At 69.7% G+C, this 16,026-nt stretch carries 19 protein-coding genes and 1 other RNA gene; 4 read left to right on the top strand and 16 right to left on the bottom strand.

From position 1 onward, the window contains the following. Window position 1: 1 nt before the first annotated feature. The 4 genes from ruvB to BLO63_RS13955 all read right to left on the bottom strand — a co-directional run bounded on the left by ruvB (window position 2) and on the right by BLO63_RS13955 (window position 3,228). Entirely contained in the window at window positions 2-1,039 is a 1,038-nt protein-coding gene (gene ruvB, locus BLO63_RS13970; protein WP_091441636.1) for a Holliday junction branch migration DNA helicase RuvB, read from the bottom strand. After that, window positions 1,036-1,653 carry a Holliday junction branch migration protein RuvA gene (gene ruvA / locus BLO63_RS13965; protein WP_091441634.1) on the bottom strand — a complete coding sequence of 206 codons (618 nt, stop codon included), beginning with the start codon at window positions 1,651-1,653 and terminating at the stop codon, window positions 1,036-1,038. The genes ruvB and ruvA overlap by 4 nt, the downstream gene beginning before the upstream one ends. Further along, entirely contained in the window at window positions 1,650-2,201 is a 552-nt protein-coding gene (ruvC, locus tag BLO63_RS13960) for a crossover junction endodeoxyribonuclease RuvC (RefSeq protein WP_091441633.1), read from the bottom strand. Before ruvC ends, ruvA begins: the two co-directional genes overlap by 4 nt. Window positions 2,202-2,298: 97 nt before the next feature. Beyond that, window positions 2,299-3,228 (bottom strand): DMT family transporter, encoded by a 930-nt coding sequence (locus BLO63_RS13955; protein WP_091441631.1) that lies wholly within the window; start codon window positions 3,226-3,228, stop codon window positions 2,299-2,301. 253 nt (window positions 3,229-3,481) lie between these two features. Here BLO63_RS13955 and BLO63_RS13950 point away from each other — a divergent pair, with 253 nt between their 5' ends. After that, entirely contained in the window at window positions 3,482-4,228 is a 747-nt protein-coding gene (locus tag BLO63_RS13950) for a sulfite exporter TauE/SafE family protein (RefSeq protein ID WP_091441629.1), read from the top strand. Between the two features lie 70 nt (window positions 4,229-4,298). Here BLO63_RS13950 and BLO63_RS13945 read toward each other — a convergent pair whose 3' ends face one another. The 5 genes from BLO63_RS13945 to BLO63_RS13925 all read right to left on the bottom strand — a co-directional run bounded on the left by BLO63_RS13945 (window position 4,299) and on the right by BLO63_RS13925 (window position 8,021). Next, entirely contained in the window at window positions 4,299-5,045 is a 747-nt protein-coding gene (locus BLO63_RS13945) for a YebC/PmpR family DNA-binding transcriptional regulator (RefSeq protein ID WP_091441627.1), read from the bottom strand. A 111-nt stretch (window positions 5,046-5,156) separates the two neighbouring features. Then, on the bottom strand, window positions 5,157-5,972 hold the full coding sequence (locus BLO63_RS13940; RefSeq protein WP_091441625.1) for a TIGR00282 family metallophosphoesterase: 816 nt from the start codon (window positions 5,970-5,972) through the stop codon (window positions 5,157-5,159). Window positions 5,973-5,975: 3 nt separating this feature from the next. Further along, on the bottom strand, window positions 5,976-6,581 hold the full coding sequence (locus BLO63_RS13935) for a 5-formyltetrahydrofolate cyclo-ligase (RefSeq protein WP_091441623.1): 606 nt from the start codon (window positions 6,579-6,581) through the stop codon (window positions 5,976-5,978). A gap of 11 nt (window positions 6,582-6,592) precedes the next feature. Then, a non-coding RNA gene (gene ssrS, locus BLO63_RS13930) (6S RNA) lies at window positions 6,593-6,748 on the bottom strand. A 271-nt stretch (window positions 6,749-7,019) separates the two neighbouring features. After that, window positions 7,020-8,021 carry an NAD(P)H-quinone oxidoreductase gene (locus BLO63_RS13925; RefSeq protein ID WP_091441621.1) on the bottom strand — a complete coding sequence of 334 codons (1,002 nt, stop codon included), beginning with the start codon at window positions 8,019-8,021 and terminating at the stop codon, window positions 7,020-7,022. A gap of 146 nt (window positions 8,022-8,167) precedes the next feature. Here BLO63_RS13925 and BLO63_RS13920 point away from each other — a divergent pair, with 146 nt between their 5' ends. Together BLO63_RS13920 and BLO63_RS13915 are read left to right on the top strand one after the other, a co-directional pair. Further along, entirely contained in the window at window positions 8,168-8,374 is a 207-nt protein-coding gene (locus tag BLO63_RS13920; RefSeq protein ID WP_091441619.1) for a DUF1192 domain-containing protein, read from the top strand. A 271-nt stretch (window positions 8,375-8,645) separates the two neighbouring features. Continuing rightward, window positions 8,646-9,215 (top strand): DUF1465 family protein, encoded by a 570-nt coding sequence (locus BLO63_RS13915; RefSeq protein WP_091441617.1) that lies wholly within the window; start codon window positions 8,646-8,648, stop codon window positions 9,213-9,215. A 140-nt stretch (window positions 9,216-9,355) separates the two neighbouring features. Here the strand turns inward: BLO63_RS13915 and rpmE are convergent, their stop codons facing one another. Next, window positions 9,356-9,580: a 50S ribosomal protein L31 gene (gene rpmE, locus BLO63_RS13910; protein ID WP_091441615.1), complete on the bottom strand. Its 225-nt coding sequence runs from the start codon at window positions 9,578-9,580 to the stop codon at window positions 9,356-9,358. A gap of 101 nt (window positions 9,581-9,681) precedes the next feature. On the opposite strand from rpmE, the gene BLO63_RS13905 reads away from it, so the two are divergent. Continuing rightward, window positions 9,682-11,526: an ABC transporter transmembrane domain-containing protein gene (locus BLO63_RS13905; protein WP_091441614.1), complete on the top strand. Its 1,845-nt coding sequence runs from the start codon at window positions 9,682-9,684 to the stop codon at window positions 11,524-11,526. 75 nt (window positions 11,527-11,601) lie between these two features. Here the strand turns inward: BLO63_RS13905 and BLO63_RS13900 are convergent, their stop codons facing one another. From BLO63_RS13900 to BLO63_RS13875, 6 genes are all read right to left on the bottom strand, one after another. After that, window positions 11,602-12,084 carry a GNAT family N-acetyltransferase gene (locus tag BLO63_RS13900; protein ID WP_091441612.1) on the bottom strand — a complete coding sequence of 161 codons (483 nt, stop codon included), beginning with the start codon at window positions 12,082-12,084 and terminating at the stop codon, window positions 11,602-11,604. 10 nt (window positions 12,085-12,094) lie between these two features. Beyond that, the gene (locus tag BLO63_RS13895) at window positions 12,095-13,129 is read right to left on the bottom strand and encodes a peptidoglycan -binding protein (protein WP_091441610.1); all 1,035 of its coding nucleotides are present in this window, start codon (window positions 13,127-13,129) and stop codon (window positions 12,095-12,097) included. Beyond that, window positions 13,129-14,184: a flagellar motor protein MotA gene (locus BLO63_RS13890; protein WP_205409337.1), complete on the bottom strand. Its 1,056-nt coding sequence runs from the start codon at window positions 14,182-14,184 to the stop codon at window positions 13,129-13,131. The genes BLO63_RS13895 and BLO63_RS13890 overlap by 1 nt, the downstream gene beginning before the upstream one ends. 139 nt (window positions 14,185-14,323) lie before the next feature. Further along, window positions 14,324-15,112: an inositol monophosphatase family protein gene (locus BLO63_RS13885; protein WP_205409336.1), complete on the bottom strand. Its 789-nt coding sequence runs from the start codon at window positions 15,110-15,112 to the stop codon at window positions 14,324-14,326. Window positions 15,113-15,261: 149 nt separating this feature from the next. Further along, entirely contained in the window at window positions 15,262-15,645 is a 384-nt protein-coding gene (locus BLO63_RS13880; RefSeq protein WP_091441605.1) for a cell division protein ZapA, read from the bottom strand. 9 nt (window positions 15,646-15,654) lie between these two features. After that, entirely contained in the window at window positions 15,655-15,954 is a 300-nt protein-coding gene (locus BLO63_RS13875; RefSeq protein ID WP_091441603.1) for a DUF4164 domain-containing protein, read from the bottom strand. Window positions 15,955-16,026: the final 72 nt, after the last annotated feature.

The following is a 16,026-nucleotide window of genomic DNA, read 5'->3' as shown; positions in this document are numbered from 1 at the left end:
GTTAATCCGCGCCCTCGTCGAACAGCGGCATCTGGTTGACGCTCGAGGGCGCCGCGAGGCCGAGATGCTTGAAGGCGTGCGCGGTCAGCACCCGCCCGCGCGGGGTGCGCTGGAGAAAGCCCTGCTGCACCAGATAGGGCTCGATGATCTCCTCGATGGCGTCGCGCGGCTCGGAGAGCGCGGCGGCGATGGTTTCCACCCCCACCGGCCCGCCGCCATAATTCATCGCCACCACGGTGAGATAGCGCCGGTCCATCTGGTCGAGGCCGAGCCCGTCGACTTCAAGCGCCAGCAGCGCATGGTCGGCGGCGGCGCGGTCGATGATCTCCTTGCCCGCCACCAAAGTGAAGTCGCGCACCCGGCGCAGCAGCCGGCCGGCGATGCGCGGCGTGCCACGCGCCCGGCGGGCGATCTCGCGCGCGCCGTCCCGGGCGATGGGGATGCCCATCACCCGCGCGCCGCGCGTTACCACCAGTTCCAGTTCCTCCACCGTGTAGAAGTTCAGCCGGATCGGAATGCCGAAACGGTCGCGCAGCGGCGTGGTCAGCAGGCCCGAGCGCGTGGTGGCGCCCACCAGGGTGAATTTCGACAGCGAGATCTTCACCGAGCGCGCCGCCGGCCCCTCGCCGATGATGAGGTCGAGCTCGTAATCCTCCATCGCGGGATAGAGAATTTCCTCCACCGCCGGGTTGAGCCGGTGAATCTCGTCGATGAACAGCACGTCGCGTTCTTCGAGATTGGTCAGCAGCGCCGCGAGGTCGCCCGCTTTCGCGATGACCGGGCCGGAGGTGGAGCGGAAGCCCACCCCCAGCTCGCGCGCCACGATCTGCGCCAGCGTCGTCTTGCCCAGCCCCGGCGGGCCGACGAACAGCACATGGTCCAGCGCCTCGCCGCGCGCCTTGGCCGCCTTGATGAAGATGTCGAGATTGGCCCGCGCCTGCTCCTGCCCGACGAATTCGGCCAGATTCTGCGGCCGCAGCGAGGCCTCGGCGAGGTCTTCCTCGCGCTTGTCGGGGGCGATGAGGCGTTTTTCGCTCACTTCGCCAGTTCCTTCAGGCCGAGACGGATCAGCCGGGCGGTGTCGGCGTCTTCGCCCGCCTCACGCACCGCGCCAGCAATGGCGGCACTGGCCTGGATCGGCGCATAGCCCAGATTGACCAGCGCCGAGACCGCGTCCGCCACCGGACGGGGCGCCTGCCGGTCCTCGATCTGCGCGACCAACCCGGCGACGCCGGGGTCGACGCTGGCAAAGCCCGGTGCCTTGTCCTTCAGCTCGGCGACGATGCGGGCGGCGACCTTCGGCCCGACGCCATTGGCCCGCGCCACCATCACCTTGTCGCCCAGCGCCACCGCATTGGCGAGCTCGGCGGGCGAGAGGGTCGAGAGCACGTTCAGCGCCACCTTGGAGCCGACGCCCTGCACATTCTGCAGCAGCAGGAACCAGCTTTTCTCCGCCTGCGAGACGAAGCCGTAGAGGCGGATCATGTCCTCGCGCACCAGCATCTCGATGAAGAGCGTCGCCGCCTCGCCGACGCGCGGCAGCGCCTGCAGCGTGCGCGCCGAACAGTGGACGAGATAGCCCACCCCCTGCACGTCGAGGATCACATGGTCGTCGCCATAGCTATCGACCAGGCCCTTCAGCTTGCCGATCATCGTGCTGCAACCCTTGAGGTGAGCTTTGTCGAAACCTTGGCCGCCATCTGCGCCTTCATCGCCGCCATGCCCCGATGCTGCGCATGGGTGACGGCCACCGCAAGCGCATCGGCGGCATCGTCGGTGGTGAAATCGGCCTGCGGCAGCAGGATCTTCATCATCATCCGGATCTGCGCCTTCTCGGCGCGGCCGGCGCCGACCACGGTCTTCTTCACCAGCAGCGCCGCATATTCGGAAACCGGTACCCCCGCGAGCGCCGGGGTCAGCATCACCACGCCGCGCGCCTGGCCGAGCTTGAGCGTCGAGGCCGGGTTGACGTTGACGAAGGTCTCTTCCACCGCCGCCTCGTCGGGCGTGTAGGTGCGCAGCACCTTGGCGAGATCATTGTGCAGGCAGGCCAGCCGTTCCGCCAGCCCGCCCTCCTCCGGCGGCATCACCGTGCCGCAGGCGATGAAGGAGAGCCGGGTGCCGGCAGCCTCGATCACCCCCCAGCCGGTGCGGCGGAGGCCGGGATCGAGCCCGAGGATGCGAATCGCAGACGTCGCCATCCCCTAGGGCGTACCCGAACAAAGGACGAACGCCTAGGGGCGATGCACCGTCCCGCGCCCCGGCACGGCCGGGACGCCGATCATGGTTGACGGGACGTTAACGCCGCCCGCTGAACGCCCCGCTGGCCAGCACCACGCCGATGCCGGTCGCCGCCACGCCGATGATCGCCGCCGTGTCGGGATGCTCGCCCAGCGCCGGCACGGCGATCAGCGCCGCCAGCGCCGGCACCAGCCCGGTAAAGGCGGCCGCGCGCGAGGAGCCGAGCCGCTCGATGGCGATGCCGAAGGCCACCAGCGCCACCACCCCCGAGAGCAGGCCCTGGATCAGCAGTTGGAACAGCACTTCCCGGCCATAGCCGCTCGCCACCGCCTCGACCACGCCCGGCACGCCGTAAGGGGTGAGAACGACCGTCGACCACAGCCCCACCAACCCGACGGTCTCGGTCGCCCGCATGCCGGTGCGGCGAAAGGCGAGCGTGTAGCCGGCCCACATCGTCGCGCCGATCAGCAGCAGGGCGTGGCCGCGCCAGGCCCCGTCTTCCGGGTAGAGCAGCCCGCGCCCGCCCAGCGTGACCACGCCGAGTGCGATGGCGGCAAAGCCAATCGCCCGGCCCATTCCCAGCCGCTCGCGGAACACCAGCACCGAGATGGCGGCGACGATCAGTGGCATGGTGCCGGGCAGCAGCGGGCCGACATCGGCCGCCGGGACGAAGCGCATCGCGTTCGCCACATCGAGGAAGAAGAAGGCGCCGGCACCGAGGAAGCACAGCAGGAAGGGCAGGAAGCCGCGCGTCGGCCACAGGCCGATCCGCCACCAGGCGGGCGCCAGCACCACCGCCGGCACGACGAAGCGCAGCCAGCCCACCGTCGCCGGCGGCAGATGGCCATGCACGGCGTGGCGGGTGGAGACGATCCAGCCGCCCCAGATGGCGACGGCGAGAAGCGCGCAGCCGGCGCCGGTGAGGCGGTCGGCCAGCGAGGGAACGGCCGCGCCGCCAGGCGCGGCCGCGGAGACGGACTGGTTCATGATCGAGATCCCGCCGCAGCGCGGCGCAGAAAAGTGTGGCGCCCGGCACGGTGCCGGGCGGCGCCAGGTCAGGCGACGGGTTGCGCCGAATGTGGCGTGCGCGACCCGTCGGCGCAAATGCGTTTTGCGAATGGCTACGTTCGCGAAAGCTGATGGATGTCGCTCATCCATCGTCAACCGTGTTGACGACGCCCAGCGGCGGGACTAGGTCTGCCGCCCCACGCTCCGGCGCCGCGCGCTCCCCCGGTTTCCCATGGCCCTCGATCCCGCCCTCCTCTGGGCCTTCCTCACCGCGCTGATCGCCGGCGTCACGCGCGGCTTCTCGGGGTTCGGCGGCGCGCTCATCTTCGTGCCGCTGGTGAGTGCCGCCTATGGCCCGCGTGTCGCCGCGCCCTCGCTGCTGGTCATCGACACGCTGCTGACCCTGCCTTTCCTCATTCCCGCCCTTCGCGCCTGCCTCTGGCGGCAGGTTGCGCCGCTCGCCGTGGGCGCCGTGGTAGCGGTGCCGGCGGGGGTCTGGGTGCTTGCCCATATGGACCCCATGGTGCTGCGCTGGGCGCTGGCGCTGCTCGGCCTCGGGCTTCTCGCGCTGCTGGTGTCCGGCTGGCGCCATACCGGCCGGCACAATCTGCCGACGACGCTGGCGGTCGGCGCCGTCGCCGGCTTCTGCGGCGGCGCGGCGCAGATGTCGGGCCCCGCCGTGGTCGCCTATTGGCTCGGCAGCGGCCAGCCCTCGGCACTGGTGCGGGCGAACCTGTTCGGCTTCTTCGCGCTGGTCACGCTGGCGAGCGGCACCGCCTATGCGGTCGGCGGCCTGTTCACCGCCGAGGTCGGCCGGCTCACTTTGCTGCTCGGCCCGGCCTATGCGATCGGCCTTTATGCCGGCGCCCGCGCCTTTCGCGGCGCCTCCGACCGGCATTACCGCATCGCCGCCTATTGGGTGATCGCCGCCGCCGCCGTTCTCAGCCTGCCGCTGTTCGACGGGCTGATCGGGCGGTGAGGGCAACTTGGGGGCAAAGGTGCCCCCTCACCCAACCCTCTCCCTCAGGGAGAGGGCTTGGACCTCGTTCTCACTCGCCCATCTTCGCCATGAAGGCGTCGGACAGCTCGAAATTGGCATAGACGTTCTGCACGTCGTCATTGTCGTTGAGGTTGTCGACCAGGCGGATCAGCTTCTCCGCCACCTCGTCATCCACCGCCACCGTGTTCTGCGGGCGCCAGACCAGGCCGGACTTGCGCGGCTCGCCGAACTTGGCTTCCAGCGCCCGGGCGACCTCGTGCAGGTTTTCCACCGAGCAGACGATCTCGTGGCCGTGCTCGTCCGAGGTCACATCGTCCGCGCCCGCCTCGATGGCGGCTTCCAGCATGTCGTCGGCCGAGGCCTTGGCGGCGTCGAACTCGACGGTGCCGATGCGGTCGAACATGAAGGAGACGGCGCCGGTCTCGGCCAGCGCGCCACCGGACTTGGTGAAGAAGGAGCGCACTTCCGAGGCGGTGCGGTTGCGGTTGTCGGTCAGCGCCTCGACGATGACGGCGACGCCGCCCGGGCCGTAGCCCTCATAGCGGATCTCGTCATAGTTTTCGGAATCGCCGCCCAACGCCTTCTTGATCGCGCGGTCGATATTGTCCTTGGGCATGTTTTCCGCCCGGGCGGCGAGCACGGCGGCGCGCAGGCGCGGGTTCAGCGCCGGATCGGGCATGCCGAGCTTGGCCGCGACCGTGACTTCACGCGCCAGCTTGGAGAACAGCTTGGAACGCACCGCATCCTGCTTGCCCTTGCGGTGCATGATGTTCTTGAATTGCGAATGACCCGCCATGGCCGCCTCCACGTCACACCGGGCGGGCCTGAGGCCAACCCTGTCCGAATACCTGAAACAAAAGGGTGCGCGGCTTATAGGCGAGAGGGCGGGCGCGCGTAAAGCGCCGCTCTACCAGAAGGAGGGCAGCGCCTCGCTCAGGCTGCCGCCAATCCGCACCGGCGCCACCGCGATAGCGCGCCCGGCGCCGTCGGTTTCCATCGCAAGGCCCGACAGCGTGCCCGGCCCGGCGACCGGCTCGAAGCGGGTGGAGCCGATCTTGCGGGTGAAGCGGCGCAGCGGCTCTTCCTTGTCCATGCCGATCACCCCGTCATAGCAGCCGCACATGCCGACATCGGTCATATAGGCCGTGCCGCCCGGCAGAATGCGGTGATCGGCGGTCGGCACATGGGTGTGGGTGCCGACCACAAGGCTCGCCCGCCCGTCGCACCAATGGCCGAAGGCCTGCTTCTCGCTGGTGGTCTCGGCGTGGAAATCGACAATGGTCGCGTCCGCCACCAGCCCGAGCGGGGCGGCGTCGAGTTCGCGGTCGATGCTGGCGAAGGGGTCGTCGAGCGGGTCCATGAACACCCGGCCCATCATGTTCACCACCAGCACCTGCGCGCCGTTCGCCGCCTCGACCAGCGCCGCCCCGCGCCCCGGCGTGCCGGGCGGGAAATTGGCGGGGCGGATCAGGCGCGGCGCCCGCTCGATGAACACCAGCGCCTCGCGCTGGTCGAAGGCATGGTTGCCGAGCGTCACCGCGTCGGCGCCCGCCTCCAGAAACTCCTCATAGATCGCCTCGGTGATGCCGAAGCCGCCGGCGGCGTTCTCGCCGTTCACCACGACGAAATCGAGCGCCCAGTCGCGGCGCAGGCGCGGCAGTTGTTCCAGCACGACGTTACGGCCGGCGCGGCCGACCACGTCACCGAGAAAGAGAAGGCGCATGCGTCAATCCTCGGCCGGGCGAACGATGCCGGCATCCGTGGCGATGGCGTCGAGCCGCTCATCGTGCGGCTCGGCCGGCACGGCGGCAAGCTGCTGCACCGCGAAGGCATAGCCCAGCGCCTCGATGCGCTTGGCCCGCCGCAGCAGGCTCAGCGTGCGGTCATAGAAGCCGGCGCCGTAGCCCAGTCGGTTGCCGCGCGCGTCAAAGCCGGCGAGCGGCACCACCAGCACATCAGGCGAAACCGCCGGCGCACTCTCCGGCGGGGCGGGAATGGAAAAGCGTCCGGGGCCCAAGGACGGCTCCAGCTCGGTGCCGGGCTCCCACAGGCGGAACAACAGCGGCTTGCCGGCCTCCAGCACGATCGGCAGCGCGACCCTGGCCCCGGCCTCCCGCAGCCGCCGCACCAGCGGATCGGTGGCGATCTCGCCACCAATGGGTGAGAAGACGGAGACGACCTCGTCCGCCACCCCGCCGAGCCATTCCATGGCATTGGCCGCCGCCGCCTCGGCCGCCTCGGCGCGCGCGGCCGGGTCAAGCGCCGCCCGCCGGGCGAGCGCCAGGGTGCGAAGGCTGGCCTTGTCGAGTTGGGCGTCGGTCAATTGGGGCATGATACGATGAGTGCGGAGCCGCGATGGCCGTTGGAGGCTCGATCCCGGGAACCTACAACGTAGGTGGGCACCGTGTGTCCAAGCCCAGGGGCTTGGTCAGGGACAGTTCCCTTTGAGATCGATAAGGCCCCGGAAATATGTGCTCCTGACGAACCCCGCAGCCCCGCAGGACAAATCTAGGATGCCACCGGCCAAATTGCCAGAGGGGGAACGCCCGGGGTGAACAGCTTTCGGTGAACGGGGGCGGGCGCGTGGCGTTTCCGCCAAAGAGTCTCTGCTGGGTCCCGGCTCGGCGCTCCGGCTGCGCCGTCGCTGGACCGGGACACGAAGCGCTGGGTCCCGGACCAGCGGCGCAAGGCGCCGCGCCGATCCGGGACCCAGCGAAGAGTCCTCAGTAGGCCCCTCGCCCGGGCATCCGCCGCAGCGATCTGTCAGGCCTCACCCCACGCTCAGCATGATCTTGCCGATATGGGCGCTGGTTTCCATGCGGGCATGGGCCTCGCTCGCCTTCTCCAGCGGGAAGGTCTGGTCCAGCACCGGCTTCACCGTGCCGGCCTCGATCAGCGGCCACACCTTCTCGACCAGCGACGCGGCAATGGCCGCCTTCTCCGCCTTCGGCCGCGAGCGCAGGGTCGAGCCCATATGCGACAGGCGCTTGAGCATCAGCCGCATGAAGTCGATCTGCACCTTGGAGCCTTCCATGAAGGCGATCTGCACCAGCCGGGCCTGCGGCGCGGCGGCCTCGTAATTGCGGGCGATGTAGGAGCCGCCCACCATGTCGAGAATGACGTTGACCCCCTTGCCGCCGGCCTTCTCCTTCACCACGGCGACGAAGTCCTCGGTCTTGTAGTCGATGGCGACATCGGCGCCGAGCTGGCGGCAGACCTCGCACTTCTCCGGGCTGCCGGCGGTGGTGAACACCGTGGCGCCGAAGGCCTTGGCGAGCTGGATCGCCGTGGTGCCGATGCCGGAGGTGCCGCCATGCACCAGGAAGCGCTCGCCCACCTTCAGCCCGGCCAGGTCGAACACATTGGTCCAGACGGTGAAGAAGGTCTCCGGCAGCGCCGCCGCCTCGACCATGGAAAGACCCGCCGGCACCGGCAGGGCGGAGCCCTCATCGGCGAGGCAATACTGCGCATAGCCGCCGCCGGACACCAGCGCGCACACCTTGTCGCCCAGCTGCCAGCGCGTCACGCCCGCGCCGAGCGCGACCACTTCGCCGGAGATTTCAAGGCCGGGAATATCAGGCGCGCCGGGCGGCGGCGGGTAGAGCCCCTTGCGCTGCATCACATCAGGCCGGTTGACGCCGGCGGCGGCGACCTTGACCAGGATTTCGCCGGCACCCGGCACCGGCACCGGGCGCTGCTCGGGAACCAGGGCTTCCGGGCCGCCCGGGGTGGGCAGGCCGATGGCGGTCATGGTGGCGGGCAGCTCGGTCACGGCATCGTCCTCATCCTGTCGAATGTGATGTCCGTCCTAGGTCAAGCCGCCAGCGCTGGCAACCGCAGGCAGCGGCGGCTAGACTGGCGCGAACAGCCATCCGCCGGCCGGCGGTCCTCGTGCCGGCGGTGAATGGGAGCGGCGCCATGGCGATCGACGACGACCTCTTTCCCTCCACCACCCCGGCCCTGAAGCCGGCGGGGCATGTGGTCGGCAGCGACATTTCCGCCCTGTCCGAGACCGAGATCGAGGAGCGCATCGGCCAGCTTTCCGCCGAGATCGAGCGCCTCACCCGCACGCTGGAGGCCAAGCGCGCCTCGCGCTCGGCCGCCGAGACTTTCTTCAAGCGCTGAGACGGGGCGTCTTAACCCGCGGTTAAGCTTTCCAACCTATTACTGGCGATGGTCTTTTTTGACCGCGAGTGGCCTCTGTCCACTCTGTTTGACGCATCCCTGTCTATCACTTTGCGAGCCGCCCCCTGGGCGGCTCTTTTTTCATCCCCGCTATCCCCCAGCCGAATCGAACCCGCGCCGAATCCCGCGCCGCCGACTGGACAGCGCCGCGCCGCTGCGCGACAGACTGCGGGGTCGGGCGCCGCCATGCGCCAGTGAGGGTTTCGGCACGATGGGCAGCTTCCGCGACGGTTCGGACAGAGACGGCACGCCGGATGCCAGCCCGCGCGCGACCCGCGAGGCCCCCTCGGCCGAGATGATCCGCTTCGCCGAGCGTCGGCTGGCCTCGCCCGCCTTCTTCGCGCTGTTTCAGGACGGCATGGCGCTGGTTGAGGAGACCGCCGCCTATCTCGACGGCGAAGGGCGCGCCGCCAGCGCCACGCTCTCGCCGGGCCGGCTCGCCGCCTATGTCCAGCAGAGCATGCGGCTGTCCACCCGGCTGATGCAGCTTGCCTCCTGGCTGCTGCGCCGCGCCGTCGCCGAAGGCGAGATGGCGGAGGCCACCGCCCGCCGCGAGGCGGGCAAGATCGACATAAGAGGACCGCTGCGCGACATCGACCAGGAAGCGCTGGTGCCGGATGCCCTGGTCGCGCTCATCCAGCGCAGCTTCGAGCTGCAGGGACGCATCGCTCAGCTCGAATCGGCGCTGTCAGCGCCATCAGCGGTGGAGAATGCCGGCCTGCGACCGAATGTCGTCGCCGGGCAGATCGGCCGCCTGCGCCGCGCCTTCGAGAACCGTTGACCGCCCCCGCGCTTCAGTTTGCACCGGACGCCAGGCAAACGAAAACCCTCGCGCCAGGCCAGGCCTTGCGCGAGGGCGGATGCCGATGGTTCGACAAACGCTGCGGTGGCGCGCCCCGAGGGGCGCCCCTCCCCGGCCGATCAGGCCTTGAGGAAGCCCGCGAACTTCTTCTGGAACTTGGACACGCGGCCGGCGCGGTCAAGCAGCTGGCCGGAGCCGCCGGTCCAGGCCGGGTGCGAGGTCGAATCGATATCGAGCTGGAGGACGTCGCCCTCCTTGCCCCAAGTCGTCCGGGTCGTGTACTCGGTGCCGTCCGTCATCACCACCTTAACGAAGTGGTAGTCGGGATGGATGTCGCTCTTCATGGGTAGCATCCTCAGCCGCCGCAGGCCGGCCCCTCGCGGGAGCCATGCGGCGATCTACAAAACGATCCTGCCGGAAATCCGAGCGGCTCTATAACCGAGACATGCCCGTGACACAAGCCGCCTCCCAGCCTTCCCCATCCGCGTCCACCATCGCGTCCACGGCCGCCATGCCCGACAAGGCCGCAACGCGCCGCCCGCGCCTCAAGCCGCTGATGGCGCTCTGGCCGCATCTGCTGCGCTATCGCGGCCGCGCTTTGGCGGCGCTCGCGGCGCTGCTGGTGGCGGCCATCGCCACTCTGGTGGTGCCGATCGCGGTGCGGCGGATGATCGATTTCGGCTTTGACGAAAGCCATGCCGGCTTCATCGACCGCTATTTCGCTGTGATGATCTGCGTCGTGGCGGTTCTGTCGATGGCCTCGGCGGCGCGCTATTATCTCGTCATGACGCTGGGCGAGCGCATCGTCGCCGATCTGCGCACCCAGCTGTTTACCCACGTGCTGACCCTTGATGGCGCCTTCTATGACGGCGCCAAGTCGGGCGAGCTGATCTCGCGCCTCACCGCCGACACCACCCAGATCAAGTCGGCCGTCGGCGCCTCCGCCTCCATCGCCCTGCGCAACATCGTGCTGTTCTTCGGCGCCACGGTGATGATGGTCATCACCAGCCCCTGGCTTGCCGCCACGTTGCTCATCGCCATCCCGGTCATCGTCGCGCTGCTCATCGGCGCCGGGCGCGGGGTGCGCAAGCGCTCGCGCAGCGCGCAGGACACGTTGGCCGAGGCCTCCGCCTATGCCGCCGAAGCCATCGGCTCGGTGCGCAGCCTGCAGGCCAACACCGCCGAGGGCGCCGCCTCCCGCCTCTTCGCCGGCGAGGTCGAACTTGCCTTCAACGCGGCGCGCAACGCCGTGCGGGCGCGTTCCTGGCTCACCGGCATCGGCATCTTCCTGGTCTTCGCCAGCGTCGTGGGCATCCTCTGGGCCGGCGCCAACGCCGTCCTCGCCGGCTCGATGAGCGCCGGCACGCTCGGCCAGTTCGTGCTCTACGCCGTGCTGGCAGCCAGCGGCCTCGGCCAGCTCGGCGAGGTGTGGGGCGAGATTTCGCAGGCTGCCGGCGCCACCGAGCGCATCGCCGAGCTGCTGCACGAGAAGCCCAAGGTCGCGGCCCCGGCCAACCCCGTGCCGCTGCCCGCGCCGGCGCGCGGCGCCATCGCCTTCCGGGACGTCGCCTTCGCCTATCCCGCGCGGCCGGACGTGCCGGCGCTGGCCGGCGTCAGCTTCAGTGTCACCCCGGGCGAGCGCATCGCCGTGGTCGGGCCCTCGGGCGCCGGCAAGAGCACGCTGTTCCAGCTGCTGCTGCGCTTCTACGATCCTGTCGCCGGGCAGGTGCTGGTGGACGGCGTCGACATCGCCGAGGCCGATCCGCAGGCGGTGCGCGCCCGCATCGCGCTGGTGCCGCAGGACGTCGCCATCTTCGCCACCTCGATCCGCGAGAATATCCGCCTCGGCCGCCCCGATGCCAGCGACGCCGAGGTGGAGGAAGCCGGCCGGCTCGCCCGCGCCGACGAGTTCGTCGCCCGCCTGCCCGAAGGCTGGGAGACCCCGGTGGGCGAGCGCGGGGTGACGCTGTCCGGCGGCCAGCGCCAGCGCCTCGCCATCGCCCGCGCCATCCTGCGGCAGGCGCCGATCCTGCTGCTGGACGAAGCCACCTCGGCGCTGGACGCCGAAAGCGAGACGCTGGTGCAGCAGGCGCTCGACCTCTCGATGCAGGGCCGCACCACGCTGGTCATCGCCCATCGCCTGGCGACGGTGCTGTCGGCCGATCGCATCCTGGTGATGGAGGGCGGGCGCATTGTCGAGGAAGGCACCCATGCCAGCCTCGTCGGGCGCGGTGGCCTCTATGCCCGGCTGGCGGCGCTGCAGTTCGGCGAGGCGAATGGCGGCAGGTAGACGCCCCCCGTCGGCCGGATCACCCTCACCGGCCTGACACTCCACGTCATCGGTCCAGAACTCACCCTCATCGGCCTAACGCTGAACCCGACGCTCCATCCGCAGCGTCGGGCGGCCGGAGGTCGGGTTGACCCCATGGCCGACCACGGTGAAGCCGGCCTTCTCGTAAAAGCGCACCGCGCGCTCATTCTGCTCGTTGACGTCGAGCACGAGATGGCGCGGCGAGCGGGCGGCGGCGGCGGCGACCAGCCGGCTGGCCACCCCGGCGCCCCAATGGTCGGGATGCACCACAAGCTGGTCGACATAGCCGGTGCGCGGGTGCACCGAGACGAAGCCGAGCAGCGCCCCGGGCGCGCCGCCCTCCCCCGGCGCCAGCGCCAGGTCGATCGCGGCGCCCTCGTCGAGCAGCGTGCCGATACGGTGGCACAGCCAGCCGCGCCGGGCCTCGAAATCGATCTCGGGCAACGCCTCCTGCCACGCCTCGACCCACAGATGCGTCATCTCGGGCATATGGCTCCAGTCGAAGCCGATCAGCAGGGGCGCGGGGGACTCGCTCATCGCCGTCGGCTCATCGCTCGGTGAGCTTGAGTTCGATACGGCGGTTGCGGGCGCGGGCCTCGTCGTCGCTGCCGGAATCGATCGGCTGGTATTCGCCGAAGCCGGCGGCGACGAGATGCTGGGGCGATACGCCCCTTTGCGCGAGATACTGCACCACCGCGATGGCGCGCGCCGCCGAAAGCTCCCAGTTCGAGGGATAGAGCGGGGTCGAGATCGGCCGGTCGTCGGTATGGCCGTCGACGCGCAGCACCCAGGGAAGATCGGCCGGGATCTGTTTCTCCAGCTCGATCAATGCGGTAGCGAGCTTGTCGAGCGCCGGCAGCGCATCGTCCCGCAGCTGCGCGGCGGCCCGATCGAAGAAGATCTCGGACTGGAAGACGAAGCGGTCGCCCACCACCCGCACATCCGGCCGGTCGCCGAGAATGGCGCGCAGCCGGCCGAAGAAGTCCGAGCGGTAGCGGGTCAATTCCTGCACCCGCTGGGCGAGGGCGACATTGAGCCGCCGGCCGAGATCGGCAAGGCGCGACTGGCTCTCCTTGTCCTTCTGGTCGGAAATGTTCAGCGCCTCCTCCAGCGCGGCGATCTGCCGGCGAAGCGCGGCGATCTGCTGGTTGAGGATGGCGATCTGCGCCGCGGCCTGGGCGGCGGCGTCCTTCTCCTGCCCCAGCTCGCGGGCGAGTTCGGCGCTGCGGCTCTGCGCGGCAGCGATTTCCTCCGGGCCGGCGACAGCGATCGCCGCCTCCCGCAGCGCGTCGCGCTCCTGCTCCAGCCGCAGCAGGCTGGCGCGCAGCGCGCCCATCTGGCTGTCGGTCTCGGCGTCGCTCGCCCGCTCCAGCGCCAGCAGGTCGGTCAGCTCGCGGATCTGCGCCTGCAGCCGCGCCATGGCGTCGTCCTTGGAGCCGATCTCCTGGGTCAGCACGAATTGCGCGAGCACAAAGACCGACAGCAGGAAGACGAAGACCATGAGCAGCGTCGACAGCGCGTCGACGAAGCCGGGCCAGTAGTCGATGTGGCGCTCGCCACGGCGGGAACGTCCCAGGGCCATCAGGCGCTCTCGCGATCCGACTTGGCGTCGGCGATGCGTTCCAGCAGGCGCTTGATGTCGCGCTGCTGTTCGGCCTGCGCCTCGACCCAGTCACGCACCATCTGCTGCTCGCTGCGCATGTGCTGCACGAGTCCCTGCAGGCTTTCCGCCAGATGCGCCATCGCGGTGGTGACGCGCTGCGAACCGGCTTCGGTCATGGTGCGCTCAAGCCGCGCAATGGCGGCGGAAAGATCGCTGAAATCAGGCGCCGGCGGCGCCGGCAAGGGCAGCGGCAGCGGTCCGATCGGCGCCGCGTGGGACGGCACGGGAACCGGCCCCCGGGCGCGGGCCGCCTCCGTGCCGAGATCCTCGACCGTGGTGGAGAGCCAGTCTTCAAGGTCGATATAGAAGCGGTTCTGCGCCTGCCCCGCCTGGAGGTCGAGGAAACCCAGCACCAGCGAGCCGGCAAGGCCGAACAGCGAGGAGGAGAAGGCGATGCCCATGCCGCCCAGCGGCGCGGCCAGGCCGGCCTTCAGCGTGTCCAGCACCGACCCCGATTCCGGGCCGACATCGAGCGCACTGATCACCCCGGCGATCGAGCTGACGGTCTCCAGCAGGCCCCAGAAGGTGCCGAGAAGGCCGAGAAAGACGAGCAGGCCGGTAAGGTAGCGCAGCAGGTCGCGCGCCTCGTCGAGACGGGTCCCGATGGATTCGAGGATGCCGCGCATCGTCGCCTGCGAGATCGACATGCGCCCGACCCGGTCGCCGAGCAGCGCCGCCATCGGCGCCAGCAGCACCGGCGCCTGCCGCACTTCAAGGCCGGGATCGGCGATGCGGAAGCTGTTCACCCATTCGACTTCCGGCAGCAGGCGCACCACCTGGCGGAAGGCGAAGATGATGCCGATCAGCAGAACACCGAAGATGACGCCGTTCAGGCCGGGATTGTTGAGAAAGGCACGCCAGATCGGTTCGTGCAGAATGGAGGCTAGCGCCACGCACAGCAGGATAAACACGAACATCCGCACCAGAAAGATGCGGGGCGATGACAATTTATGAAAAGAATCCGTAGCGCTCATACCCTCGGCCGTCCCCGTGAAGGACGGCGATGGCCCGAAAAGACCGCCCTTCGGGCCGGACTATGCCACAGACGCACGGAAAAGGAACGCCGCAGAACCCAGATGGACCGGCGCTATCTTTTTACCGTTACGGCTTTCTCTACGCCTTGCTTACGAGCGCGAGAAGGTCGCGGCGCACCGTGTCGTTGCCGACGATGATGTCGCCCTTGGCCAGCATCTTGTCGCCGCCGTCGAGATCGGAGACATAGCCGCCCGCCTCGCGCACCAGCACGATTCCGGCCGCCATGTCCCAGGGGCTGAGGCCCCGCTCCCAGAAGGCGTCGAAGCGGCCGGCGGCGACCCAGGCAAGATCGAGCGCGGCGGTGCCGGTGCGGCGCAGGCCCGCCACCTTCGGGGCAATGGTCGCATATTCACGGCCGAACTGCGCGAAGTCGCCGCGGCCCATATGCGGCAGGCCGCAGCACACCACGGCATCGGCCAGGTTGCGCCGGGCGGCGACGCGGATGCGCCGGTCGTTCATGAAGGCGCCGGCGCCCTTCTCGGCGACGAAAAGCTCGTCCGTGACCGGGTTGTAGATCACCCCCGCCACCGGCACGCCGTCGCGCGCCAGCGCCAGCGAGACGCAGAACAGCGGGATGCCGTGCAGGAAATTGGTGGTGCCGTCGAGCGGGTCGATGATCCAGCGATGGCTCTCGTCGGCCCCGTCGACCTCCCCACTCTCCTCCATGATGAAGCCGTAGCTCGGGCGCGCCTTGGTCAGCTCGTCCTGGAGGATGCGCTCGGCCTTGCGGTCGGCGTTGGAGACGAAATTGGCCGGGCCCTTGAGCGACACCTGCAGGTTCTCGACCTCACCGAAATCGCGGATCAGGGAGCGGCCAGCCTTGCGGACGGCCTGGACCATGACGGTCATCAGGGGAGTACGGATCATGTCAAATTCCAGATGAAGCGCGATCGGCAGCCAGAGAACGGTCTGCTCCTGTGCGCCGCGCGGCGAACCGCGTCAAGCCCGTCAGGCCCGCCGCCCGGGGCGCGGCGGCGAAAGGCGGCAGGCGCAAACCCGCACCGCCGCAACAGCTTTCAGCCCATCCCCACGCCGCCGGACGGGCTGGTGCCCAGTTCCCGGGTCAGGCGCTCCAGCCGCTCGGCGGCGGAGGCGACGCTGCGGGCCAGCCGCGCCTCGGTCTCGCCGAGCCGCTGGGTCGCGGCGCTGCGGGCGGCGCGTTCGGCGGCGGCCTCCTGCTCCAGCGCGGCCAGCCGCCGGCGCGCCTCGCTCAGTTCATCGGCGATGGTGATCGCGGCCATGATGCTCAGGCGCTGGTCGCCGATCTCGCCAAAGGCGACGCGCAGCTGGTCGATGCGGGCATCGACCTCCTCGCCGAGCCCGCTGAGGTGGTCTTCCTGGCCGTCGTCGCAGGCCATGCGATAGGCGCGCCCGCCGATGCTGATGGTCACATACGCCATAGCCGCCCCTTAGCGTTCCTGCGCGGCGAGCACCGCGCGAATGGTTTCCATGGCGCTGCCGAGGCGGCGCGCTACCTCGTCATTGGCGGTATCGAGGCGGTCGGCGCGAGCCTGCGCGCCGTCGAGAGCGTCGGCGAGGCGCGAACGGTCGGCCCCGAGGACATGAAGCTGCTGGGCGAGCGCGGCTTCCTGCCGCTCCACCTCCAGCCGGCGCTCGATCGCGCCTTCGAGCGCATCGACCGCACTATCGAAACGCCGCATCGCCGCTTCCAGTACGCTCGTCGGTTCACCCGCCTCGGGCGCGTTCATGACGTCTCCGTTCATTCGCCCGGCAAGGGCAGCCGTCGTGAAGCGATTCATCGCCGAACGATTCCGGCGATA

This window comes from Ancylobacter rudongensis, from assembly GCF_900100155.1.
GTDB lineage: Bacteria > Pseudomonadota > Alphaproteobacteria > Rhizobiales > Xanthobacteraceae > Ancylobacter > Ancylobacter rudongensis.
Note: the sequence above shows the minus strand (reverse complement) of the source record. Positions and strands in the feature narration are given on the sequence as shown.